We start from the raw sequence: 25,795 nt of genomic DNA, 5'->3' as shown, positions 1-25,795 counted from the left end.
ATGCACGCAACTGCCAAGGGACATATCATTCAACTGGACGGAATCCGCTTCATAGCAGTTGCCCTCGTACTTATTGACCATTTTTTTTCAGCCGTTAATATTATCCCTTACGGGAAATTGGGCGTAACTATATTTTTTGTTTTAAGTGGTTTTCTGATTTCAAGAATTTTGCTTAAAAGCAAAGAACACTATGTTACCGAACCAAATGGTTTTAGGAAATACATACGTAAATTTTTGATCCGTAGAACGATCCGGATTTTCCCGATTTACTATCTCTTACTTGCGATTTTATTTATACTGAATGTCCCGCCCGTTCGTGAAAAATTTGCCTGGCTGGCATTATATGGTACCAACATTTACATCGCCGTATATCAAACCTGGCTTGGTTCTTGCGACCATTTATGGTCTCTGGCAGTAGAAGAACAGGTTTATCTTTTCTTCCCGTTTCTGATATTTTTTGTTTCAAAAAAGAACCTGATTCCTTGGCTGGCTGTGATGGGCGTGGTGGGTGTATTGCTTCGTTTCTATTTTTATTTTTCAGGAAAAGACTGGAGTGTTTCGTATGTAACCATGCCGGCCTGTCTGGATTCCTTCGCAATGGGAGGATTAATGGCCTGGTTGCAGCTCTACAAAAAAGATATTTTCCTGAAACTTTTTGATAAAACCTGGCCGGTTTTATTAGGTCTTTTAGGCTGGATTTTAATGCAATACTGGAATAAGAGTTTAGGCGAAATTCATAATATCGTTGATGTTGTATTTGATCGTCTGGTTTCTTCAATATTCAGCTTTTTCCTGATTGGGCGCGCGGTTACCGGATATGGCGGTGTTATGAAATACTTCCTTGAAAACCCCATCAGCGTCTATCTGGGTAAGATAAGTTATGGAATTTATCTGTATCACAATTTTATATACAACCATTATCATAGCGGCCCTAATCACCCGACCGTCAGACTGATTCACAAGATTTATCAGCATATCCCTTCTTTGGAAGGCAATTTAACTTTTGAGGCTTGTCTGTTTTCATTGTTAACGATTATCGTCGCATCTATATCCTGGTATTTCTTTGAAAAACCAATTAATTCGCTGAAAGATCGTTACGCTTAGTCAATAAAAAATATCCAATTTCCGGATACAGTCTTTTTTCCTTAATTTTGCATCAACATACCAAATAAATTTCTGCATGACGTTCCTTCTTAGTATAGTAATGCCGGCATACAATGAACAAGATTGTATCGAAAAAGTAGTACACAACTGGACAAGTTTCCTGAAAAATAAATTTCCAAACGATAATACCACACTGATCGTTATCAATGACGGTTCCAAGGATAATACAAAAGTGCTTTTGGACAAACTTGAAAAAGAAGTTACCAATCTTACCGTTGTAAATCAGAAAAACGGTGGGCATGGCAATGCCGTGGTAAACGGTTATCGTAAAGCTTTGGAATTAAATTCTCAATATGTTTTCCAGACCGACAGTGATGACCAGTTTGTTTCTGACGATTTTGACAAACTTTGGGAGAAAAGACATCAGTCTGAGTTTATATTAGGATACCGCGAAGTGCGTCATGACGCCGGCGTTCGTTTGTTCATCACCAAGTTCCTGAGAAGCACGATTTCCTTCGTTTATGGTACTTATATTCTTGACAGCAACATTCCTTTCAGATTGATAAAAGGTACGTTCCTTCAAAAACTGATGAATCAGCTTCCAAATCCTGAACCTTTCGCCCCGAATATTTTCCTTTCGGTTATGGCAAAAAAATCAGGTCAGGAATTGTTCGATATTCCAATTACGCATAAAGATCGGGAAACCGGAGAAGTTTCTATTGTGAAATGGAATCTGTGGAAAGTTTGTATCCGCAGCTTTAAAGAATTGTTACGCTTCCGTCTGGAACTGAACCAGCACGTGAAAGCGATCCGTGCTTAACAAAAGAGAAACAGCTCATACTGAGTATTTTTATATTTAAAAATAACACAGTTTCTCGTAAGTTTTTTGCCTGAAACTGCTTACTCAATAAGCCCGTGTCGAAAAAACGAATTATTACTATCCTGCTGGCCATCCTTCTGGTTCCGGCAGGATATTTTCTATACAAATCATTTCGCGGTTCTTCGGCGGCCTGGAAATATATTCCGTCCAATGCAGTTGTGGTTATCACAAGTGAGCATTTACAGGATTCGGTTTACGAAGCAACGGATGCAAATCTGGATCTGAAAAGACTTCCGTTACTGGACATAGCCAGTGATAATTTATCGCTGCTTAACTTACTCACACCGGATCAGAAAAAATTAAACACCTTCCTGAAAGGAAAAAATATTTCCTACTCCTATCATCCCCGGACAAAAACAGAATGGGGTGTCATTATGTACATTCCTGTTGAAGGTGAAAAAGATTCAAAATGGCTTGAAAATCCGCATCATGACAACATTCGTGTGATGCATCATACGTTTCAGGATAACAGGATAACGGATATCAACGACACACATTCCCGACCTTTGTTTTCATATGTGATTAAGGATAACTTTCTGATTTTAAGCTATTATGGAGAATTAATTGAGGATGTTGTCCGCGCTTCTTCGCTTCATATTCCAAGTTCAAATCTGAAATCCACCTTTTCTAAAAGTGATGATTCGAATTATGGAACCAGTTTGTATCTGAAAAATGAGGCATGGAAATCGATCATTCCGGTAAACAATCAAAGCAGTAATTTTGCTGAATTTGCCAAAGGTTTTCCAAATTTCCAGGATTTTCATGTTGAACGCAAGGAAGGCGAGAATAAGCTTCTGATGACTTCAAATGGCACCGACTCACCGGATTATTACATTACCAACTGGTTGAAAAATAGTGCAGGATCTGCTTTCAAAGGTCACAAACACATCTCTCAGCAAACTTCTTATTTTTACAGATTTGGTGTAAAAGATAAGGTTGATTTTCAAAAACAGTTTTTAAAATGGCATAAAAGGCAAAAGTCTGAAGCCTGGGAAAAACTTGTATATCACATTGGAAACGAAAGTGATCTGCTTTTGAATAACCTGGGGTCGGAACTTATCCTTTGTCAGCTTGAAGAAAACAACAGCATCAGTGATGGAAAAATCCTGCTTGCTGAATTTTCAAACTATGATAAACTACGTCCAGTTCTTAAAAAACTGGCCAGACTTTCCACGCCCGAATCCAATGTTTCTACGGATCAGTTTCAGGGATATGATATTTACTCGGTCGCTATTCCGGAATTACCGGCCGGTATTTATGGCCCGATGTTTTCCGGATTTCCGCGCACTTACATCACCTATGTTGCACCTTATCTGGTGATGAGCAACAACTCTCAGGTGCTGCAAAATTATATTGTTGACTATGAAAATCAGCTTACCTGGAAACAATCCGCTGAGTATGATAGTATATTGACCAGAAACAAATCAGATGCGCAGCTATCGCTGGTCGTAAATCTAAGAAAAGCACAATCCCGTGGGGAAGCTTCTGTTGCTAAATCATACTCGGATCTGACTTCCAAAATTGAATCTGTTGTTTTACAATGTCGTTATGACGGCGGAGATGCTTATCCGGAAATAACCTTAAATCCGAAAAAAAGACAGACAGCAAATAAAGTTTTAAACCGCACTTTCCTGAACATTGATATCGAATGGCCCGTTTTGTATGACTCTTCTCTTACAGCTTTACAAAATCCTATCGACGGAAGTTCAGAAGTTCTGCTTACAGATAAAGACAATAATCTGCTCCGTGTCAATAATTTAAAAACAGGAAAAACGGAAACTGTCACAAAGCTTAATGGCCCGATTGTGACATCAGCTTATAAAGTTGATTTTCTGAACATTGGTCGTCAGCAACGGATATTTGCTACTTCAAGTGCGGTTTATGCTGTTGATGAGGATGATTCCACGCATGTGATCACCAGCTTTTCGAAAGCTTTACCATCTTCTGGCAGAATTACGGCGCTTAACATGATTGATGGCGGAGAAGACGGCAGTAACCGGTTTATTGTTACAGATGAATATGGAGAACTTTATATCTGGGAAAGTGTGATGAAGGCGATCCGGAAACTAAACCGTTCGACTCATTTTGATAATATTCAGGGACCTGTTGTTGCACTCAACCAGATTGGAAACCGGAATTATATTGTTACCCAGAAAAACGGTAAAATATATCTTTTGAAAACAACAGGTGCCGTAAAAGAAGGTTTTCCCGCCGATATTTTAGCCCGTACAGAAAGTCCTTTTACCTGGACGCAAAACCCCGCCACTGGCCAGTCAGAGCTTGTGGGGATTAGTGTATATGGTGCATTGACGCATATCAGTATGGACGGAAAAATAACTTCTCAAACACAGCTTTTGCGTCCGGAACCATCCTGTCAGTTTAAAACTTTGTTTGATAGAAATTCGCTGGACTGGATTTTAGTCAGGACCTCGGCTGCCAAAGCTGCGTTTTTAACCAAAGAAGGAAAAGAACTTTTTGAGATTAAAAATCTTTTACCAAACTCTACAATCCAATATCACTTTTTTGGTGTTGACAACCGATTTATCACGATCCGGTCCGGGAATTACTCGACAATATTTGATATGACAGGAAAACGCCTGGGCGATAAACCGATTCCTTCTGAAATGAAAGTTCAGTTAACCTATCTTCCATCCTATTACAAACTACTGATTTTCAGTCGTTCTGAAAAGAAAGTACAGGTTTGGTCGATCAAGCTGCGTTAATTATGAAATATTTAAAATACATATTTTTAATACTATTTTCCTTTGTCTGGCTTGTGGGATTAAGTCCGGCATTGAAGACAAAACTGGACGAATGGAATCTGACCAAAGACAGTTATCGTTTCGGGGATTTATACCGTTTATCGAATTTACCGCAATTTAAAGATCCGGTTAAAAAATGCCCCAAACAGGTTTTTGTTGAGAAAAATAATGGCTCAAAAAAAATTCATTTATACATAATTGGTGACAGCTTTACGGAAAAAGAACGTGTCGGAAAAGAAGATTTTGCTGTAGATCAATATCAATATGTGCATTGGGATAACATTCTGCATTTGAAAACGGATACTTCGGCTATCAATATTCTCTTGCTTGAAAGTGTTGAAAGACATTTTCGGGAAAAGATGGTTTCGCCAATCCATAACCTGATATCTGATTCTAACACATTTGTTTTAAAAGGGCCGGAACCTTCGTTTATGAACAAGCTGGACCTTGCATTTTCATCCGATGGCACCGAAGGAAGGCTTGACGCTGTCTTTTTTCAAAATGATTTATTGTTGAAACTGAAAGAAATGAAAGCGTCATTTACTTTCAACCTATTTCACAGAGCAGACAAAAAAGTTACACTGGTCAATCATGACAAAGACGTTGTCTATTATCTGGATACGGACACACCGGCCATCACTTCTGCATTTACAGAACTTGAAGATTCTGAGGTGGATTCAATTGTCGGAAATGTATCAAAAAGCAAAGCACTGGCACAGAAACTAGGTTTTGATCATGTGATTTTGTCTGTTATTCCAAATAAAGTATCAGTCCTTATGCCCGAATATGGCAATTATAATAATCTGATCAGCAGAGTTTATTCCCATCCAAAACTTGATATTCCTTACATTGATGTGCTTCCGGATTTTAGAAAAATGAAGGAAAAAGCGTATTTACGAGGCGATTCCCACTGGACATGCCAGGCGCAGGATATCTGGCTTTACAAAACCAATACACTGATTAAAAAGATGACACAGGAAAACATTTAATTCCTGTGTCATCCTTCCTTAAATCATTTCATCTTCAACTTCATCAATCTTCCCGGTCAGTTTTCCAACTGTGAGGCCTTGTACAATAATTGAAAACAGAACGACAAAATAAGTAATTGCCAGAAGCAAATTCTTGTTGAGATCATCATCAATTGACAAAGCCAGCGCGATGGAAACGCCGCCTCGCAAACCTCCCCAAACCAGAATAATAATGGATTGTTTTCCAAAACGTTTTTGGAAAGGGATAATTCTCACAGGAATATAAATTGAAATAAAACGGGCAAATAATACGACCGCGATCGTAATAGCCCCAAGCCAGAAATATTGTCTTAAATCCTTGATCAACAACAATTCAAAACCGATGATCAGGAATAAAAGTGCATTAAGGATTTCATCGATCAGCTCCCAGAATTTGTCGAGATAATCTTGTTCCGTTGCTGTAATATTACCCAGATTTTTACCATAATTCCCGATCATCAGTCCGGCTGCAACCATGGCAAGCGGCCCTGACATGTGCATGGCCTCGGCAACCAAATGCCCACCCATCACAATCGCGAGTGTGATCAGCACGTGCACATTGTAGCCATCCACCTTATTATTGGCATGAGAACCTATAAAACCCAGCACCACCCCTAACAAAATTCCTCCCAGGGCCTCTTTTGCCAAAAGCGTTGATATCCCAACAAACGAAGTATTGACCTCCTCACCTCTTGCCAGCGCAAGCATAATAATAAAAACCACAACGGCCATTCCATCATTAAAAAGTGATTCTCCTGCGATTTTTGTTTCCAGAGACTTCGGAACACCAGCCTGTTTCAGAATACCTAACACGGCAATCGGATCCGTAGGCGAAATGAGCGCACCAAAAACGAGACACTGAATAAATGGAATACCCAATCCAAGCCAGGGAAGGATTTCATACATCATAAAACCAATCGCAAAAGTGGAAATGACAACGCTGACGGTTGAGAAAACCATAACGGGTATTCGCTGCTCTTTTAAATCTTCCAAATGGATATGAATAGCACCAGCAAAAAGCAAAAAGTTAAGCATCGCACCCATCAGAATTTCGGTCAGATCGATGCTGTGCAGCAAAGTGGTGATCCTGTCGAAGGTGTGCGGAAATATATTATCCGTGGCAAGCAACCCCAAAGAAACCATGAGCGCGATGACCATAACACCGATAGAAGCAGGCAATTTCAGGAAACGCGCATTGAGATAGGCAAAGACCGCAGATATTACAATAAGAACAGAAAATGAATAGTATAACTCCATGAAAATATTTTTTAGACTGGCTAAAATAAAAAATTAATAGCAGCCATAAAAATTTAGGTACGCTTATGACCAAACTCTAAGTGTATTCTAATAATTGAAAAAAGTCAAATGCAACATGGTTTTAGACAAATTTATTTACAAATATGGGCCGTTAACTAACGCGATATTCTTTCAGTAACATTAATTAATATATTTACTACACATTCAACATTCGCTATGATCACACTTCGTCCATTCCTCCTTCACTTGAAAAAAATCGCTGGGTTTGTCTTTTCGGCAATTCTTGTATTTAACTTCTTTGCTTCTGTAAATGCTCAAAACACAATTTTAAAACCTGGTTTTGACAAGGCGGAATACATTGAACTGATAAGAATGCATGCACGACTTTACGATACAACTAAAAATACAATTCCATATCCAGTTCATTTTAAATCCGTCTATAACTCACCAATAGTGGGGATGGATAACCGATGGGATTTGTGGAAGAATACAAAGTCTGCGGTGGCTGTGATTAATCTCAGAGGAACAACAACGAATCCGGTGAGCTGGCTGCAAAATTTTTATGCGGCCATGGTGCCTGCCCAGGGCGAGCTGAAACTTTCAAATAATTTTACATTCAAATATCATCTGGCAGAAAATCCCCGGGCCGCAGTGCACGTCGGCTGGCTGATCGGCATTGCTTATCTGGCCAGGGATATAATCCCAAAAATTGATTCCTGTTACAAAAGCGGAATTAAGGAATTTATTATTATGGGTCACAGCCAGGGAGGAGCGCTGAGTTATCTGATGACTTCGCATTTGTATAGTCTTCAAAAACAGAATATTCTGCCAAAAGACATTCGTTTTAAAACTTATTCCAGCGCCGCTCCAAAGGCGGGAAATGTATATTATGCCTATGAATATGAAAGTCTGGTTGACGGTGGCTGGGGTGTCAACATCATCAATGGTGCAGACTGGGTTCCGCAAACACCTTTTTCAGTTCAAAATTTATCAGATTTTAATGAAACAAATCCATTCAGGAATATTGATGGTGTGTTGAAAAAGCAAAAATTCTTCACAAGAATTGCGCTTCGTCATGCCTACAAGCAATTAAAAAAACCAAGCGAAAAGGCGCAGCGCAATTATCAAAAATATCTGGGTAACTACGTTTCGAAAATGGTCAAGAAAACATTGCCGGAATTTCAACCACCAGTTTATGCTAAAACAGCTGATTATGTGAGAATTGGTCCAACAATTACCTTGCTTGGTGATGATGCCTATTACAAACTTTTCCCGGATTCAAAAACGGATGTTTTTGCGCATCATCTTTTAGGCCCCTATTTGTATCTGATCGATCAATATAAACATTAGATTTGCGCATAAATTAATAATAATGGCAAAGATTAAGAATACAAAATCGTCAGCAAAATCCAGTTTTTCCGGTGTTGACAAAATGTTGGATACCGCCGGTTGGTTTGGTTTAATCGCCTTGGCTTTGATAACCATCTTCACTTATTTCCGTTCCCCTGATATTATCCCGCTTCATTTTAATGTGGTTGGTCATGCTGATGGTTTTGGTAAGAAAATCATGATTTTTGCAGTGTTTGCCATTGCGGCTGCCATTTTTATGTGTATCACCCTATCGATCAAATTTGTTTTTGATCCATCAAAAGCGACCTTGGTGCCTAACAAAAATTTCGATTTTGCCATCAGGACAATCCGCTTCATCCGCCTGATTGCGATGATTGGATTTATATATATTCTGGTCGTTACAAATTTGGTGGTTGACGGACATGTAAAAGGTCTGGGGTCTTTATTTCTTCCCATCGTCATGGTTTCACTGTTATTTCCTATTGCTTTCTATTTCAAAAGGACCATGTCACCAAGAAATAAAAGATAAAATCATAAACGCTGGCACAGTTTTCCTTACTTTCTTTTTTGAGATACTTAATCTTGAATCTGACGTCTCAACCTTCGGGATTGAATGTTATATCATAATGAAAATTCAATAAACAGATTTATGGAAGATAAGAATAAATTCGCAGTAGAAATTTCGTCTTTTACATCGATAAAAGAAATTCCGGGATCCTGGAAAAATAGCGATTACAAGGCTTTGCTTGAAAAAATGGATTATGCTAATCCGGATGAAATCAGCGAGGCAGAATTAAAAGAAATGTGTTTCATGTCGATTACCGACTATGAACCAGCCGAAGCCGCGAAACTTGTTCTGGAATATTTGATTGAAGATGAACTGACGGACGGTCAGATAGAAAATCTTTCTCATCAGATGCTGACAGAAAAATTATGGGAAGAAAATCCGAAACTGGATTTACATACCCGTTTTTACAAGGCAACCCAATTATTGTATGATGCTTACAATGGTAAGTTTCCAAGAACCGAAGCTGTGCAGTTTCAAGTAAAACTTACGGCTGAAAATCCGGAAAGTTTATCCATTTTTGAAGAAAATCCCGAAGCTCCGATTGTGAGAATTCTGGCTCAGGGAATGTCTGATCACAATTTGGTGAACCGTCTTTTTGGTGATCAATTGGAAGGAACAAGTTTCGAAGAAGCAAAAAATATTATCTGGGAACTGAAAACGGTTGATAAAAACGCTAATGAAATAACCTTTGATATCGTAAGTTCTGCTTATTGGTTAGACGATATTAAATATGCGGATAATTATGAAGCTATATCACATCCCGACATTTTGGTGACGGAAGAAGAATAATTTGCCAAATAATAGTTCAGGAAATTGCATATCGACAGGCTTATCAGTAAAATTGTCGATATGCAATTTTTTATTAACTATGATGCAAAAAACACTCCTGGTATTACTGCTACTTTTCTCCACAGCAGCCATTGCCCAGTATCAAACTCATTTTGAAAAAAGCGGTGAAAAAGAAACGCCGACTTATGAAGAAGGTATCGCTTTTTACAAACTTCTGGCCAAAAATTTTCCACAAATTCAAATTACAGAAAAAGGTCTTACGGATAGCGGGAAACCTTTAAGTCTGGTTCTTTATTCCAAAAACAAAATCTTCGATATCAAAAAATTAAAAGCGCAGGGGAAAGCGATTTTATTTATCAACAATGCCATTCACCCGGGCGAGTCCGACGGCGTAGATGCGTCTATGCTTTTGCTGCGCGACATTGCACTTCACCCGGAAAAATTCCCGGAAATGGATAGCATTGTTTTGGCCATTATCCCCTTTTATAATATTGGCGGAGCACTTAACCGCAATAACACAACGCGTGTTAATCAGGATGGTCCGGTGGAATATGGGTTTCGCGGGAATGCACGGGATTATGATTTAAACCGTGATTTTATCAAAAATGACACCCGCAATGCAAAAAGTTTTGCTGCTATTTTTCATGAACTAGATCCGGACCTCTTTGCTGATACGCATGTAAGTAATGGCGCAGATTATCAATACGTGATGACGCTGGACTACGCACAACAGGACAAACTGGGAGGCTCTTTGGGAAAATTTCAAAGAGAAACTTTCCTTCCGTTTATGTACAAATATCTGAAAGAGGCGGGTTATGAAGCGACACCTTATGTAAATTCCTGGGGACAAACGCCTGACAAAGGATTTGTTCAATTCCCTGACTGGCCCCGTTATTCAACAGGTTATGCTGCGCTTTTTCATACGCTGGGCGTAATGACGGAAACGCATATGCTTAAATCATATGACAAACGTGTAAAGGCAACTTATGCTTATCTGCATGGAAACTTAAAAGTTTTGGCTCAATATCGAAAATCTGTTTTGCAGATGCGGAAAGACACGAAAGAAGCGGTGAAAACACAGGAAAAATTCGCGATTACCTGGCAGAATAATAAAGAGAAGTTTACGGAAATTGATTTCAAAGGTTACACGCCTGAGTATTATGCAAGTAAGGTAAGTGGTAAAGATCGTCTGCATTATGACCGTACCAAACCTTTGAATGTGAAAGCGCCGTTTTATGATACTTATGAGCCGTTGGATGTAGTTCAAAAGCCGGTTGCCTACATTATTCCGCAAGGCTGGTTTAATGTCATTGATCTTTTAAAATTGAATCAGGTACAAATGACTCAGATTGAAAAAGATGAGGAGCGTGAAGTGGATGTCTACTATATCCAAAGTTACGATGCGCCAAAACAACCTTTTGAAGGGCACTACTGGCATACAAATACAGAACTTCGGACAGAAAATAGAAAGGTGAAATTCAGAAAAGGCGACTGGTATATTCCTGTAAACCAATGGACAAACCGTTACATCGTTGAGACCCTTGAACCAAAAGCAGTAGATTCATTTTTCAAATGGAATTTCTTTGATACCATTCTTCAGGCGAAGGAAGGTTATTCCAGTTACGTTTTTGAAGATCTGGCAGCGGAGATTTTGAGCAAATCACCAGAACTGCAAAAGTTGCTGGAAGACAAAAGAAAATCTGATGAAGCTTTTGCTAAAAGCGGAGATGCGCAGCTAAGATTTGTTTATGAAAATTCTCCTTACAGAGAGAAGGAATATTTACGGTATCCTGTTTTTCGCGTAATGGGAAAATAAATAAAATTCCTTAATCAATAAAACGCCTCGAAATTTCTGTTTAACAGACAGATTTTCAAGGCGTTTTCAATATTAAACCATCAAATTATTTATCTCACTTTCGCAAAATCAGTTGCCATCGCATTGATCGAAGCATCAGAAAGATGTTCGGAGGCCACAACCAGACGATAACGGAAAGTTGTAGATTCTCCTTTTTTCAATTTAAAATTCAAAACTTCTTTTCCATCACTAAAAGCTTTTTGTCCAAGTGGATTTACAGCAAAAAGACCATAACCCCTCGCGTGGAAATAAGCAGGATAACCTACGTTTTTAGGATGATCAATGATGGCGATACTGATATCTTCATCTTTAATTTTACCAGTCAGATTACACCAGACAGCTCTTTTAGCCCAAACGTCCTCACCCGTAATACCATTGCTATTACGGTAATTTCCGGTAATACCTTCATTATTCAGTGTTGGAACTTTGGTTGCAATACCGCTAGCATCCGTAAATATTTCAGGTTTTGTAGAAGGCAATTCCAGTTCCCGGGCTATACGTATCGCAAACATACCATCCTTAACATCGGGCATCGCAGCATCTATAACTGCCGTCAAAGTTGTCAAACGGTCAACGGTTCTGGTAGTACCTTTTCCTGAAAATATGTATGTTGTTTTTTCCTGCAAAGTCAGTTTTCCATCTCTGTCAACCCAGTCGGCCGTAACAGTCAGTTCACCTTTATCTTTACCACTTTTCATGGACGTAATTCCGGTATGTCTGATCGTTCCGTAAGCATGTTTTACATGATCAACCGCATCACTGTTATTCCAGTAATCATTGTCATTTACATTCTCATAATTCAACCATATCCCCACATGATGCGGATGATCGATTCGTTCTCCGGGACGCGGATCCAGCGGCCAGCCACGGGTGATCAAAGTTCCTTTCGCGGTCATTACAGGATATAAAACCGCTTTTTTCAAAACATCTTCACCCGGATAGAAATAAGATGTAAATGGTTTCCCATCAATATTTATTTCTACTTTTTTGTCCTTTTTATTATCGACCAGGTCAACCTTCTGGGCCTGAACCAAGCCGGTCACTGCCAAAGAAAAAGCAGCAATCGTAATACTGGTATATCTAAACTTCACTTGGATTTTAGTTTAAAGTTAAACGCGGAGGTAGGGAAGTTTTACGCGGAGTTACGCTGAGGTATTATTTTTTTAATATTAACACAAAAACTCTGTGTAACTCTGCGTAAAACTCTATTACTTCTGCGTTTAAATAATTTAACTTAGCACGATGTCGCTTTTCTTTGGATCCCAGGTCACTTTTTTACCTGTGTGCAAAGCTTGTGTTGACATAATATTGGCTACCGAATGGTTGAAACCTGCACGTGCCGGCGCGTTTGGCTGCTTGCGGCTGCGCACACATTCCATCCAGTTACGCATGTGAAGCGAGGTCATCGGATCAGATCCTGTGTTGGCATCTGTCGAGATTTTTTCACCAGTTTTCAAAGACTGTTCAGGAAGCAGATTGGCTTTCATGCCCATTGCAGCTGCATCTTTTTCTTTCAATCCGCCTTCTGATGTAATTTTATTGGTATCCAGATTGATCATCCCACCATTTGAGTAATAGTATTCCTTCACATCTCCAGCTGCCTGGTGCATACGTGCAGAATAAATTACCTGGAAACCTTTATCCGGATTATCAAACGGTCCGTAATCAAAAGTTGCTGAGAAAGTATCTGCATTGACACGCCCATCTTTCCAAACATAAACGCCACCGTTGGCTACAACGCTACGGGGAGCTTCCAGGCCCGAGAACCAGTGAACGGTATCAATCTGGTGCGACATCCATTGCCCGGGCAGACCTGACGAATAGGGGTAAAACAAGCGGAATTCAAGATAATGGCGTGGATTCCATTCTGTTTTTGGACGGTTTAATAAGAAACGGTCCCAGTCGGTATCTTCTTTTCTGATTTGAGAAACCAGTTCGGCACGTCTCCATCTTGCTGGCTGATTTACATTCCAGGTCATTTCAACCATCGAAATATCACCAAATTTACCCGATTTGATAAAGTCGTTTGCGGCATGATAGTTCGGTGCACTGCGTCGCTGCGAACCTACCTGAACAATTTGCTTGGAAGCCTCAACCGTTTTCAGCGCAAGTTTCCCGTCAGCCAAAGATTCAGCGAAAGGTTTTTCGACATATACATCCCGACCGGATTTTACAGCTTCTACACAATGCAGCGCATGTTGAAAATCAGCAGTACTGATAATGACTGCATCCACATCTTTACGAGCCAGCAACTCTTCGTTATTACGCGCTTTAACGAATTCACTGGCAGACCAGCCTTTTCCTTTTATAAACTTTTCAGCCTCGTCTCTGCGACGATTCCAGATATCTGAAACGCCCATGAACTCAAAATTCATTTCTTTGGAATGCTCCGCAAAACTTGGAGCCAGTGAACTGCGGAAACGGTCAGAAAATCCGATAATCCCTACACGTACGCGATCATTAGCCCCCAAAATGCGGCGATAGCTTGATGCGTTCACTGAATTAATACTTACAGCTGCCCCGGCAGTTACCAAAGCTGTTTTTTTGATAAAATCTCTTCTGGTAGTCATAATTATGAATGAAATTTTGAAAGACTAAATTTATTTACTCAACACCTTAACTTTCAGGCTACGGAAAGAAACATTATCTCCATGATCCTGCAAAAGCAGATATCCTTTTTCAGAAAGACCAAAACCATCAAAGTTTTTGAACTTGGACTCTGCAACCAGATCCTTGAAGGCCTGCGATCCACGAACGTACTCGACAACTTTATGATTATTTAAAAAATGCTGAACAGTTCCATCCGGATTTACTACAATTCGTCCCAGATTCCATTCACCAATTTTTTTGATCGAATTCGCAGGCTTTTCAGAAGTGATGATATCATATAAAGATCCAATGGTTCTGTTTCCGTTTTTACCCATTTTTGCGTCAGGATGCTTTGCGTCATCTAAAACCTGAAATTCCAGTCCGACACCGGATTTTCCGTTTGAATTAAACTTTTTATCAACAAAATATTTCACTCCGCTGTTTGCACCTTCTGTCAATTTGAATTGAAACTGAAATTCAAATGCTGGTCCGTAGAGCTGTTTTGTTATGATGTCATTTCCTGTTTCAGAACCGTCGGATTTTGAAATGGTAATGGTACCGTCATTGTAATTCCAGCGTTTTGAAGGAAAATCAGGACCGGCATAGGACGTCCATTGGTCCACCGATTTACCATCATACAGTAAACTCCATCCCTGTGCTTTTTCCGCTTCTACAAGCGTATTCGGGATCAGGTTGACAATCCGGATATTCGTTTTTGGACTAGGTTTAAGATTTGTTGTTTTGATCCGGACATTTTTCCAGCTCACCTGCGTGCCTTCAAGACTCTTATCTTTATTACCGATCGCATGAACCTGCAGGCAAATGAATCCGCTTGGCGTCATGTCATCCACCACATCCGCAACCGGAATGCCGTTGACGAAAGTGCGGATTGAATTACCGATTGCTTCTATACGGTATTTGTTCCATGCATCTTTTTTGAAAGCCTTTTTCCCTTCCGGATTGATGTCCAGTGAATATAACCAGCCACGGCGCGCCTCGTCATAAAGTCCGCCAGACCATGCCCGGTCGCTCGGATCGATTTCTACCTGATAGCCATGCACACGGCCATTTTGATAATCAGGTGTTGAAAGGCTTCTGATCTGAATTCCCGAGTTCAGTTTGTTGTCTACTTTTACATCACATTCCAATATAAAATCACCATAATCCTTTTCTGTGGTCAAAAAAGAATTGGGTGTGTCCGCCACAGAAGTTCCTACAATGGCGCCATCTTTTACTTCATATTTTGCTTTTCCATTTAATTGTTTCCAGCCGGTCAGGTCTTTTCCGTTAAACAAATTCTGCCAGCCGTCTTTTGACTTCTGGGCATTAGCAATTGAAACTGATAAGATTAATGCCAAAAATGTAATGCGTACTTTGTTAATTTTCATATTGCATTAGTGCCAAAACGGCTGTTTGTAAATTATAACTTTGATTGGTTATAGTAAGAAGGAAAGAGTTTAAATTATATAACGATATTTTGGCATTTTTACCCTGACAAATTGGTGAAAGGTTTGGAGTGATTTTGTGAGAAATAAAATTTGTATTCATCAATAAGTTACTTTGCCTGAATGAAATCGTCTTCATAACAATCTAACTTAGAATAAGAATACACCAGTATATGTAGTCAAATGTGAAATATCCCAGATATGAATATCAAACGGAAAATGAACTTCATTTCTTCGAATTTACCAGTAAGGGGAATAAAGGAAACATTCGAAAAATTGTCCAGTATACCAAAATAGGTGATGAAAATATTTACAATTTAGCTTTTGGTGACTATGACAACAAGACAAAAGAAATAAATGATAAAATCGTTACAAATAATGGGGACGGCAGAAAAGTACTAGCAACAGTAGTTTCTACGCTTTACGCATTCACAGAAAAATATCCTACTAAATGGGTGTTTGCTACTGGAAGTAATAGTGTAAGAACACGGTTGTATCGCATGGGGATTACAAACAACTTAACGGAACTTAAAAAGGATTTTTACGTTTACGGGATATTGGTTGATGAGACTTTTGAAGAATACCTTATTGATAAAAACTACATCGGATTTTTGGTAAAAAGAAAAAACCATTGAAAATGAAAACACAAAATATAAATAGCATCAAAATCAATAAGCGACTTGAAAGATTCAGAGGAAGGATTTTATTTCCTGAGAAAGTCGAACTTGCTAAAAAAATTCTGGCTAATGTAAAGTTACCTGAACTTCCCGAAAAAAATTAAAATTACATTAAGACTTCTCGCGTAAAATGAAAGAAAAAGCCCCCTAAATGAGAGCTTTTTCTTTGATTTTAAAATAGAATATCAAAATATCTGTATTCTAAAACCACATTAATCCTTCCAACAAAACACTAAAATCAATACCCCGGATTCTGAGGAAATACCGAAGCACCATCAGTTCCTTTATCACTTCTATCAATTTGTGTTTGAGGGATCGGACGCAGATTATGTGTTTCTTTAATATTGGCCACTGCGTCTGTGTTGTACTTTTTAACACGTTCAACCAAAACACCCCAACGTTTCAAATCCAGCCATCGTGTTTGCTCGCCTAATAACTCCCGTCCACGTTCTTCCATTAAAAACTCCATGGTCGCGTCCGCGGCTGTAATTTCCATTGCAGTTTCCTTACCTGCAAAAGCTGCACGGCGACGAACCATATTAATTGAAGCGGCAGCATCAGCCGGTTTTCCAAGTTTTATTTGTGCTTCGGCAAGCATCAGATAGGTATCTGCCAAACGGAAAGCAAGATAATCACGGCTACCTGGTTCGTAAGTTTTATCAATACGAAGCGGATCCATAAATTTCACCAGCGTCGGGAAAAGCGAAAGGTTATATAAACTTGGTACGAGAACCTGATAAGGTTTTGCAGCGCGTTGTGCCAGCGTCCATTCCACGCCCGGAATAAAGATCGTGGTATCACCCGCCTTAAATGTCACCGATTTCTTAGAATTATCAAAAACATTTGTGAAGGTACCCGGAGAATTGGAAAGCCAGGTATCTCTAAATGTCTTCTTGTAACGTGAATCATTCACGCGGTCTTTAAAAACTGTTTCTAACGTATAAGGTGTTGGTTTCAAACGTTTAAACGGACGACCGTAAAAAATATCACGCACCATACCCGCCTGCACATCATACTGCATACCGAACAACAAGTGAAGGTTGTTACCATTTCCGTTTGTAGTCGGATCAGATATATTGGTCAGAGGATCGGTAGTATACTGAACAGCAAAAATAACCTCATCATTAATTTCACCGGCACCCTGTGCGAACACACTGGCAAAATCCGGTAACAATTTGAAGCCGTAATTATTGATTACATTTTGGGCATAAGTTGCTGCTTTCGAGTAATCATCCGCTGCTTTTACAGAAGATGTGGCTTTGGCCAGGTAAACTTTTGCAAGTAAATGTTCGGCAGCCGCTTTTGTAGCACGACCATAATCAGCAGATTTTGCTTTGTTTTCCAATCCAGGCAAAGATTCTTCCAAATCTTTGATGATGGCTGCGTACATCTCTGCATCCGAAGCGCGTTTTGTTGTTTTTGTAGGAATAATCGTTTCTGTCAAACGCAGATCGACTCCACCAAACTCCTGAAAAAGAATGAAATAATAATGTGCACGAAGGAATTTCATTTCTGCTACTCTTTGTGTTTTCACAGCATCTGTAACACCCGCTACACCTGCTGCACGTTCAATAACAGCGTTGCAGGTATTTATTCCTTTATATAGCTCTTCCCAAACTTCCTGAATAATAGTTACCGTACCGATCAGCTGAGAATCATAAAAGTGAAAACCTTTATAACTACCATCTGCACCGGCTGAGTAAAGGTCAGTTCCGTACTCCGTCATCGACAGCCCTCTTTCCGTTCCATAAAAGTTTCTCAGTGAAGAATACGCTGCATTGGAGGCAGAATTAAAACCTGCGGCAGTGGTCATATATTCGTCACTAATGCTGGAAATTACTTTTTCATCCAGCAGGTCCTTACACGACTGGCCTATGAACAGGAACGCCAGTATGCTTAGTGTTTTAAAAGATTTTGATAAATATGTCCGTGTCATTTTTTTAAATTTAAGATTGTTGTAACTGGCCACTCCTGTTAACCTTTTCTATAACCGTTTGCAAAAAACATCCGGCAGGCAGCCTGATCAGAATTTGATGTTTAGTCCAAAAGTTGTAATCCTTGTTGCAGGTGTTACATCGCTGTTAACGTTTCCATCAGATGATTCAGGATCTATACCATTGTATTTCGAGCGGTATTTTGAGAAAATGAATGGCTGCTGGATGCTTGAAAACAACCTAAGTGATTCCAAACCAAGTTTTTGTACAAATTTCGGAGAGAAAGTATAACCAATATTGATGTTACGAACCTTCACGAAAGAACCGTCAAAATAGATAAACGAAGTATTGTAAACCGGGAACTCCTGGTTAAAGTTTGGTCTCGGGAATTCATTCGTTGGATTTTTTGGAGTCCAGTAATCTACTTTGATCTGGTTGTAACGACCTTGTAAAGTAAGGTTATCCTGATGAAACTTGCTAAGAATTTTTTGACCTACACGGGCAAAGATAAAAAACGAAAGATCAATTCCTTTGAAGCTGAAACGGTTGGTAATACCACCTTGCCATGAAGGAATATCTGAACCCAGAATTACGCGGTCATTGGCTGTGATCTTACCATCTTTGTCAGTATCCTGAAGTTTAACCTGCCCAACTGTAAATCCCTGTGCTTTTGCTGCATCTTCTTCGCCAAGCTGCCAGATCCCGATTTTCTTATAGTCGAAGAATGAGTTAAGCGGATGTCCAATAAACCATTTGTTTCCTGTATCATCCACTTTACCATTGTATAGAGAAAGAATTGCTTCCTTGTTTTTATAGAATACAAAGTCAGTGCTCCATTTGAAACCACTTTTTGAGTTAACGTTGACGGTTGAAACCCCGATCTCTATACCACGGTTACGAGTTTCACCGACATTACGGGTTACAGCATTAAATCCGATTGAAGTTGGCAGCTGATCTGAAAGAAGCAGGTCAGTGGTATTGGTTTGATACAGTTCAATAGAACCTGAAACCCGGTTTCCGAAGAAACTATAATCAATACCTATGTTTTTTGTACCGGACGATTCCCATTTAAGATCAGGATTTCCGATTGAATTTGGGCGATAACCATAAGCAGCAGAAGTTCCCCACGCATAAGAAGTACGTTTAAGTAATCCCTGAGTCTGGTATGGCGACACACCCTGGTTACCCGTTTTACCATAACTCGCACGGATTTTCAACTGATCGATCCATTTAATTCCTTTAAAAAACGGTTCGTTATAAATGTTCCATGCCAGGGCAACACCTGGAAAGTTACCGTATTTGGTATTTTCCCCAAAGCGGCTTGACCCGTCACGACGTGCTGTTACTGTTACCAGATATTTGTCGTTATAATCATAATTCAAACGAACCATGTATGAGTTAAGCGTCCACTGAATAAGATTACTTCCTACACCTAAAACAGAACCAGCATTACCAGCATTATAAAATTCCTGACCTTCTACCGGAACCCCTTGCACTGCAATATTATTATATTCAAAATTGTCACGCTGAATTGATTGTAAAGCCGTTACGTTAAAATTATGAACGGTTCCAAAAGTTTTTCCATAAGTAAGAATGTTTTCAATTGTATAATTGAAACCAAACTGGCTGTTTGTATTTGCTTTTGGTTGCCCGCCTTTAATTTCATTTGTTTGTGCGCCAATGAAACGGCCAGCCCGTGAAATACTGAAATCCGGACCAAAATTAGCACGGTATTTCAATCCCGGAAGAATCTGAACCTCGGCATACAAACTGTTAAAGAAACGATATTTCTTGGTTTGATCAATCTGTGCACCTTTAACAAGCTCTGCCATTGGGTTTGTCAAAAGAGCATCCGTGGTTTGTGCGAAAATAAGCTTTCCGGCATCGTCATAAGCACGTGCTAACGGGTTTTGCGGTAAGGTTAAACCATAAGGATTTCTGTTGGCTCCATTACGTACACTATACATAGTATACGATGAAATCCCGACTTTAACGCGTTTGTTGATATTATGATCAAGATTTACCCGAACTGAAGTACGTGTAAAATCAAGCCCGGGTATAATACCTTTGTCTTTGAAAAAACCGCCTGAAATATAAAATTGTGTTTTTTCATTTCCTCCCTGAACACCAAGTGAATGATTTTGTTGAAAACCACTGCGGATCATCATATCCTGATAATCTGTCGTGCGGTTATTTGCAATTCCGTCAAGTTCTATTGCTTCAAATAATTTTGAGTCTGCATAAGCATCCGTAGTACCCGTAGGAACCAGATTACCGGCCTCATCTTTATAAGTCCCTGTTGTCCTGCGTGACTCGCGTTTCAATTCAGCATACTCTGCGCCGGTCATCAAATTAACTTTGTCCAAAGCATTGGTAGAACCTACGTAAGTATCATAACTTACAGTAGTTTTTCCTTTGGAAGGGCCTCTTTTTGTACTGATCAAAACAACCCCGTTGGCACCTCTCGCTCCATAAATTGCAGTTGCCGTAGCATCTTTAAGGATTTCCATGGATGCAACGTCATTTGGATTCATGTCCTCGTACCCACCGGATACAAAATCGAACGGACGAGTTGCCAGTAATTCATTGCGGTCACCAGAAAGTGGAATACCATCAACAACATAAAGCGGATTATTTCCGGCACTGAATGAGCGGCGGCCACGGATAAGAATTTTTGGTACTGTTCCCGGCTTACTTCCCGACTGCGCTACATCCACCCCGGCCACACGGCCTTGCAAGGCCTGCCCAAGGTTGGTGATCGGCATTTCGTTGATCATTTTTGAGCTTACAGAGGAAATTGCACCGGTTAACTGGCTTTTCTTTTGCGTACCATAACCAACAACAACAACTTCACTCAAATTTTTCATATCACTGGCTAGCACCACGTCGATGGTACTTTTAGTGCCAACCGGTACTTCCTGTGATACAAATCCAACGGATGAAAACACAAGTACAGCTGAGTTATCAGGTACATCAATTTTAAACTTACCATCCGCATCTGTATTTGTACCAACTCTGCTTCCCTTCAACACCACAGATACGCCCGGAACCGGAGAGTTATCTTCAACGGATAATACCTGCCCGGATATCGTTTTGTCAATTGCTGTTTCTTTTGGAGAAGTTCCTGAACTCAGTGAAGAGCCGTGGGCTGAAACGCTCAGGCTCATTACACTCATCACGGCACAACCGAATAAGTATTGCCTAATGCTCGTAAAGTTTTTTTTCATACTGTATTGTGACTTTAGAATTAAAAATGTTTTAAAACTCAATCTTGCTGACGCGAAAACTATCTCCTACCCCTATAAATGATTTAATTTTTTCATAAAATATTTATAAGATAATCATTTTCCATCTTTTCGTTTAGAATTATGGCCAGTTTTGTTATTATTTTAAGGCAACTAAAAGCGAAAGGAATTTCAGAATTAATAGGAATGATGATCAGGTTTGAAGCAGACACCTTGTAACCGAATAATCATCAATGGTTCACCATCTTTAAAATTTAACGGTTAGAGAACCTTGAAAACTTATTCTGAAAACTAAGGCATATCAGGAATTTTAACTACCTCATTCATACCATACAAACAAAATCTACGTGTTGAACAAAACCAATAAATCTAGTTTTTTGAATATAAAGTACAATTCCTGTTTTCTGGTTGAGATTATAGAAAGGAGAAGACAATTGAAAAGGAAAGATGAATTTTATTTATGCAATCGTTATCGGGAACGTTGCCATTATATGGATCATCAAATATTTTATGGTAAAATACTGACAATTGGAGGTAAAATACTTGTTTTTTAAATTCTATAAAAAGTCAATAAAATTGCACTTTTTGAGTATCTTACTTTATTAACCGTATCTGAATTGCAGTAAAAACTCACCAAAAAAAGACTAAAACAGTACGTTAGGGAAATCTAAAAGATATCCTTAAAACCATAAAATTATGAATAAATAAAAGAATTTAAGCTGTCTGAGCAGCTATAAAAAGAACCTGAATGATACTTTTAACGATAAGTTCCGGGGATGGGAATGGGGGAATTGTTCAGTATTTTTTAAAAATCCAAAGCACAGGAAGTACAGGATCACTTAATAAAGATCAGGAAGATAAAGCACAAAATTCCAATCAAAGCCATCGAAATAACGCCAAGGATGATATTGTTCGACTTCAATATTTCAGGGGATGGTTCTTGCTGAAAGTCACCTGGTTCTCTTTCCTTGATAATTTCCAGGGAAGTCCTGATACGGTCCCACAAAGAATTAACATCCTGATTAGAAAGCGCTTCCGGCTTCCATTCTGATGTAATTAAAACCAATTTACGCGCCTGATCAATGGTATCTATTTTGTTTGGATATTTTATCATCCAGTTTTCCCAAAAAGAGCGTATGGGTGGGTCATTAGGAAAACGTACCCATCGGATAAAGAGGTTTTCCATTGCCAACTCTTCGGCCGAATACTCCGAATAGGGTTTCATCAGTAGCACATTAAGAGTGTTAAGCGAATGTTTGTTTGTTCCGGTAAACAAAACACATCCGTCAGTTATTTAAAAATTTTACTTGGTGTCAATCTTTACTTGTTGATTATTTAAAAAAGGAGCTTCATTTGCTTTTATACTCTATTGTAATAAAAACAGAATTCCAATTTCCTTCATCATAAATTAACAAGACCGCGAATTTGAAATAAATGATTCTCATCTTCTATATTCAAAACCGATCCCGGGCCAGAAAAGTCGCCTGATGTTCCGATATTTTTATTATTTCAAACCTGTATAAATATCGTTGAAAAAAGAAAGCTTTTGAGGCCAGAAAAACCTAAGTTGGTAATTAATAGCCCCGCCATCATGACCAAATTGCATTTTTCACTAACTTTACAAACATTTTCATAGAGATTTAGTACCTAATTACATACAATGACTTCGCATCAGATACGCCAGTCTTTTCTGGATTTTTTCCGTAGTAAAGATCACCTTATTGTTCCTTCGGCTCCATTGGTAGCCAAGAATGACCCCACCCTGATGTTCAATAACTCGGGAATGGCACAGTTCAAGGACTTCTTTTTAGGTAATGGCACACCACCTTCACGTCGCATTGCCGATACTCAAAAATGCCTTCGCGTTTCAGGTAAACATAATGATTTAGAGGATGTTGGGTTTGATACTTACCATCACACAATGTTTGAAATGCTGGGAAACTGGTCGTTTGGAGATTATTTCAAAAAAGAAGCGATTACCTGGGCATGGGAGTTATTGACAGAAGTTTACAAGCTGCCAAAGGAGAGGCTTTACGTTTCTGTTTTTGAAGGTGATGCAAAAGACGGTGTCCCGTTTGATCAGGAAGCATGGGATTTGTGGGTACCTATTGTAGGTGAAGACCGGATTATTCTTGGAAATAAAAAAGACAATTTCTGGGAAATGGGCGATACCGGCCCATGTGGACCTTGTTCAGAAATACATATTGATCTGCGTCCGCAAACGGATGTGGATACGATTTCGGGAAAATCTTTGGTTAACAATGATCATCCTCAGGTTGTGGAAATCTGGAACCTGGTTTTTATGCAGTTTGAGCGTAAAGCTGACAGCTCATTAATTCCTCTTCCTGCAACCCACGTGGACACAGGAATGGGTTTTGAACGACTTTGTATGGCTGTTCAGGCAAAAATGTCAAATTATGATACGGATGTTTTCCAGAATACAATTCAGGTTTTGGAAAAGTTATCCGGAAAAACATATGGCAGTGATGAGCCTTTTACGGACATCGCCATGCGCGTAATTTCTGATCACATCCGCGCCGTGGCTTTTGCTATTACAGATGGGCAGTTACCATCCAATGTAAAAGCGGGATATGTTATCCGCCGGATTTTACGCCGGGCCGTTCGTTACGGTTATTCCTATCTGGGATTCTCCGAACCGTTTTTTCATAAGCTGATACCTGTTCTTTCGGAGCAGTTTAAGGATGTTTTCCCTGAGCTTACTTCACAGGAGGAATTTGTTACAAGAGTAATTCTGGAAGAAGAAAAAAGCTTTTTGCGCACGCTTGAATCGGGACTTAAACGCCTTGATATCATTATGACTTCGTTAAAAGAAAAACAAACGAATGTCATAGCAGGCGATGAAGTTTTTGAACTAAGCGATACTTTTGGTTTTCCTGTTGATTTGACGGCATTGATTGCCCGGGAAAAAAGTTTTATTATTGATGAAGCCGGTTTTCAGGATGCTTTGGCAGCTCAAAAAGCAAGATCAAGACAGGATGCTGCCAAGGAGGCGACCGACTGGATCGAACTTCGCGAATCGGATGGTGTAGAGTTTTTGGGTTATGATTTTGAAGAAACGCATAGCCACATTGTAAAATATCGTAAGGTTAAAACAAAAACCGGCGACGAATATCATATCGTTCTGGACCGCACACCTTTTTATGCTGAAATGGGTGGACAGGTTGGAGATACGGGAACATTGCATTTCAATGTAAACGGTGAATCCAAGGTTGTCAACATTATTGATACCAAAAAGGAAAATGATCTTTTTGTTCATATTTCAAAAGATAAAAATCTTGACGAAGCACTGCAAAATGCAGGAATCGTTGTGGCACATATTGATGAAGACCGTCGTAATAAAATAAAGGCAAATCACTCGGCCACGCATTTGATGCTTTCGTCAATGCGTGAAGTACTGGGTACGCATATCGGACAGAAGGGTTCGTATTTGAATGATGAATTACTACGTTTTGACTTTTCCCATTTTTCAAAAGTTACCGACGAGGAACTGAAAAAGATTGAAGACCGTGTTAATGAAAAAATCCGTGAGAATATTCCGTTAAAAGTAATGACCAATGTACCCATTCAGGAAGCCATTGCGATGGGAGCCACGGCTACATTTGGTGAAAAATATGGGGATTTTGTAAGAGTGATCATCTTTGACCCTGAATTCTCCTTTGAGCTTTGCGGAGGAACACACATTCCTTCAACAGGCGAAATCGGTGTTTTCAAATTTATTTCCGAAGGTTCTGTTTCTGCCGGTGTTCGCCGTGTGGAGGCTGTTACGGGTGAAAAAGCATTGGAAATAATGCGTCAGCAGGAAGAAACCCTGGTGCAGCTCAAAGAACTTTTAAAAGGTCCGAAAGATATTGTGAAGGCGGTTGAAAATTTACTTGAAGAGCGTACGCTGTTGCAAAAACGGATTGAAGCATTGGAAAATGAAAAAATCCAGAGCCTGAAAATACAATTGCTGGACAAGGTTAGGAGCTACCAAAGTTTCAATCTGATTATTGAGAAAGTAAACGTACCAAGTGCTGAATCCCTAAAACAGCTTTCATACGAACTGCGTGAGCAAGTTGAAAATCTCATCGCTGTATTTGGTGCCGAAGTGGCAGGAAAACCTCAGATATCGGTATTTATTGCCGAAAATGTTGTGCAAAGTTCTGGCTTGAATGCAGGTACTATTGTGAAAGATCTTGCAAAGGAGATTCGTGGTGGTGGAGGCGGACAACCTTTCTTCGCAACTGCGGGAGGTTCGGATGCAAGCGGCCTCGACAAGGCACTTGAAAAAGCCAAAGGATTATTTTAAATAATGACAAGTCATAAAAAAAGC

General features: G+C 39.4%; 18 protein-coding genes. 11 read left to right on the top strand and 7 right to left on the bottom strand.

All coding sequences use genetic code 11. The features are described from left to right. From LXL81_RS01630 to LXL81_RS01615, 4 genes are all read left to right on the top strand, one after another. A complete protein-coding gene (locus tag LXL81_RS01630; RefSeq protein ID WP_234644958.1) occupies positions 1 to 1,104 on the top strand; it encodes an acyltransferase in 1,104 nt (367 codons plus the stop codon). Positions 1,105 to 1,180: 76 nt separating this feature from the next. Continuing rightward, on the top strand, positions 1,181 to 1,924 hold the full coding sequence (locus LXL81_RS01625; protein ID WP_194122590.1) for a glycosyltransferase family 2 protein: 744 nt from the start codon (positions 1,181 to 1,183) through the stop codon (positions 1,922 to 1,924). Positions 1,925 to 2,019: 95 nt separating this feature from the next. Further along, complete coding sequence (locus LXL81_RS01620; RefSeq protein WP_234644957.1) at positions 2,020 to 4,707, top strand: hypothetical protein; 2,688 nt, start codon at positions 2,020 to 2,022, stop codon at positions 4,705 to 4,707. 2 nt (positions 4,708 to 4,709) lie between these two features. After that, a complete protein-coding gene (locus LXL81_RS01615) occupies positions 4,710 to 5,735 on the top strand; it encodes a hypothetical protein (RefSeq protein WP_234644956.1) in 1,026 nt (341 codons plus the stop codon). Between the two features lie 18 nt (positions 5,736 to 5,753). Here LXL81_RS01615 and LXL81_RS01610 read toward each other — a convergent pair whose 3' ends face one another. Continuing rightward, positions 5,754 to 7,010 (bottom strand): sodium:proton antiporter, encoded by a 1,257-nt coding sequence (locus LXL81_RS01610; RefSeq protein WP_234644955.1) that lies wholly within the window; start codon positions 7,008 to 7,010, stop codon positions 5,754 to 5,756. Between the two features lie 216 nt (positions 7,011 to 7,226). On the opposite strand from LXL81_RS01610, the gene LXL81_RS01605 reads away from it, so the two are divergent. From LXL81_RS01605 to LXL81_RS01590, 4 genes are all read left to right on the top strand, one after another. Beyond that, the gene (locus tag LXL81_RS01605) at positions 7,227 to 8,360 is read left to right on the top strand and encodes a lipase family protein (protein ID WP_234644954.1); all 1,134 of its coding nucleotides are present in this window, start codon (positions 7,227 to 7,229) and stop codon (positions 8,358 to 8,360) included. Positions 8,361 to 8,382: 22 nt separating this feature from the next. Then, positions 8,383 to 8,889, top strand: coding sequence for a DUF1648 domain-containing protein (locus tag LXL81_RS01600; protein ID WP_234644953.1), 507 nt, complete (start codon positions 8,383 to 8,385; stop codon positions 8,887 to 8,889). Positions 8,890 to 9,009: 120 nt separating this feature from the next. After that, on the top strand, positions 9,010 to 9,717 hold the full coding sequence (locus LXL81_RS01595) for a hypothetical protein (protein WP_234644952.1): 708 nt from the start codon (positions 9,010 to 9,012) through the stop codon (positions 9,715 to 9,717). A 79-nt stretch (positions 9,718 to 9,796) separates the two neighbouring features. Further along, positions 9,797 to 11,533, top strand: coding sequence for a M14 family metallopeptidase (locus tag LXL81_RS01590; protein WP_310589540.1), 1,737 nt, complete (start codon positions 9,797 to 9,799; stop codon positions 11,531 to 11,533). Between the two features lie 89 nt (positions 11,534 to 11,622). Here LXL81_RS01590 and LXL81_RS01585 read toward each other — a convergent pair whose 3' ends face one another. From LXL81_RS01585 to LXL81_RS01575, 3 genes are all read right to left on the bottom strand, one after another. Continuing rightward, entirely contained in the window at positions 11,623 to 12,663 is a 1,041-nt protein-coding gene (locus LXL81_RS01585; protein ID WP_234644951.1) for a PmoA family protein, read from the bottom strand. Positions 12,664 to 12,801: 138 nt separating this feature from the next. Next, complete coding sequence (locus LXL81_RS01580) at positions 12,802 to 14,142, bottom strand: Gfo/Idh/MocA family protein (RefSeq protein WP_234644950.1); 1,341 nt, start codon at positions 14,140 to 14,142, stop codon at positions 12,802 to 12,804. 30 nt (positions 14,143 to 14,172) lie between these two features. After that, positions 14,173 to 15,549: a DUF1080 domain-containing protein gene (locus tag LXL81_RS01575; protein WP_234644949.1), complete on the bottom strand. Its 1,377-nt coding sequence runs from the start codon at positions 15,547 to 15,549 to the stop codon at positions 14,173 to 14,175. Between the two features lie 242 nt (positions 15,550 to 15,791). Here LXL81_RS01575 and LXL81_RS01570 point away from each other — a divergent pair, with 242 nt between their 5' ends. Together LXL81_RS01570 and LXL81_RS01565 are read left to right on the top strand one after the other, a co-directional pair. Then, complete coding sequence (locus LXL81_RS01570; RefSeq protein ID WP_234644948.1) at positions 15,792 to 16,241, top strand: DUF6934 family protein; 450 nt, start codon at positions 15,792 to 15,794, stop codon at positions 16,239 to 16,241. A gap of 2 nt (positions 16,242 to 16,243) precedes the next feature. Then, positions 16,244 to 16,387: a hypothetical protein gene (locus tag LXL81_RS01565; protein ID WP_234644947.1), complete on the top strand. Its 144-nt coding sequence runs from the start codon at positions 16,244 to 16,246 to the stop codon at positions 16,385 to 16,387. A 134-nt stretch (positions 16,388 to 16,521) separates the two neighbouring features. On the opposite strand, the gene LXL81_RS01560 is transcribed toward LXL81_RS01565, so the two are convergent. The 3 genes from LXL81_RS01560 to LXL81_RS01550 all read right to left on the bottom strand — a co-directional run bounded on the left by LXL81_RS01560 (position 16,522) and on the right by LXL81_RS01550 (position 22,687). Continuing rightward, entirely contained in the window at positions 16,522 to 18,219 is a 1,698-nt protein-coding gene (locus LXL81_RS01560; RefSeq protein ID WP_234644946.1) for a RagB/SusD family nutrient uptake outer membrane protein, read from the bottom strand. Positions 18,220 to 18,306: 87 nt separating this feature from the next. Next, positions 18,307 to 21,444: a TonB-dependent receptor gene (locus LXL81_RS01555; protein WP_234644945.1), complete on the bottom strand. Its 3,138-nt coding sequence runs from the start codon at positions 21,442 to 21,444 to the stop codon at positions 18,307 to 18,309. Positions 21,445 to 22,297: 853 nt separating this feature from the next. Beyond that, the gene (locus tag LXL81_RS01550) at positions 22,298 to 22,687 is read right to left on the bottom strand and encodes a hypothetical protein (protein WP_234644944.1); all 390 of its coding nucleotides are present in this window, start codon (positions 22,685 to 22,687) and stop codon (positions 22,298 to 22,300) included. A gap of 435 nt (positions 22,688 to 23,122) precedes the next feature. On the opposite strand from LXL81_RS01550, the gene alaS reads away from it, so the two are divergent. Further along, positions 23,123 to 25,771, top strand: a complete 2,649-nt coding sequence (gene alaS, locus LXL81_RS01545) for an alanine--tRNA ligase (RefSeq protein WP_234644943.1) — start codon at positions 23,123 to 23,125, stop codon at positions 25,769 to 25,771. Positions 25,772 to 25,795 lie beyond the last annotated feature (24 nt).

It is taken from the genome of Dyadobacter sp. CY356 (assembly GCF_021440195.1).
GTDB lineage: Bacteria > Bacteroidota > Bacteroidia > Cytophagales > Spirosomataceae > Dyadobacter.
Note: the sequence above shows the minus strand (reverse complement) of the source record. Positions and strands in the feature narration are given on the sequence as shown.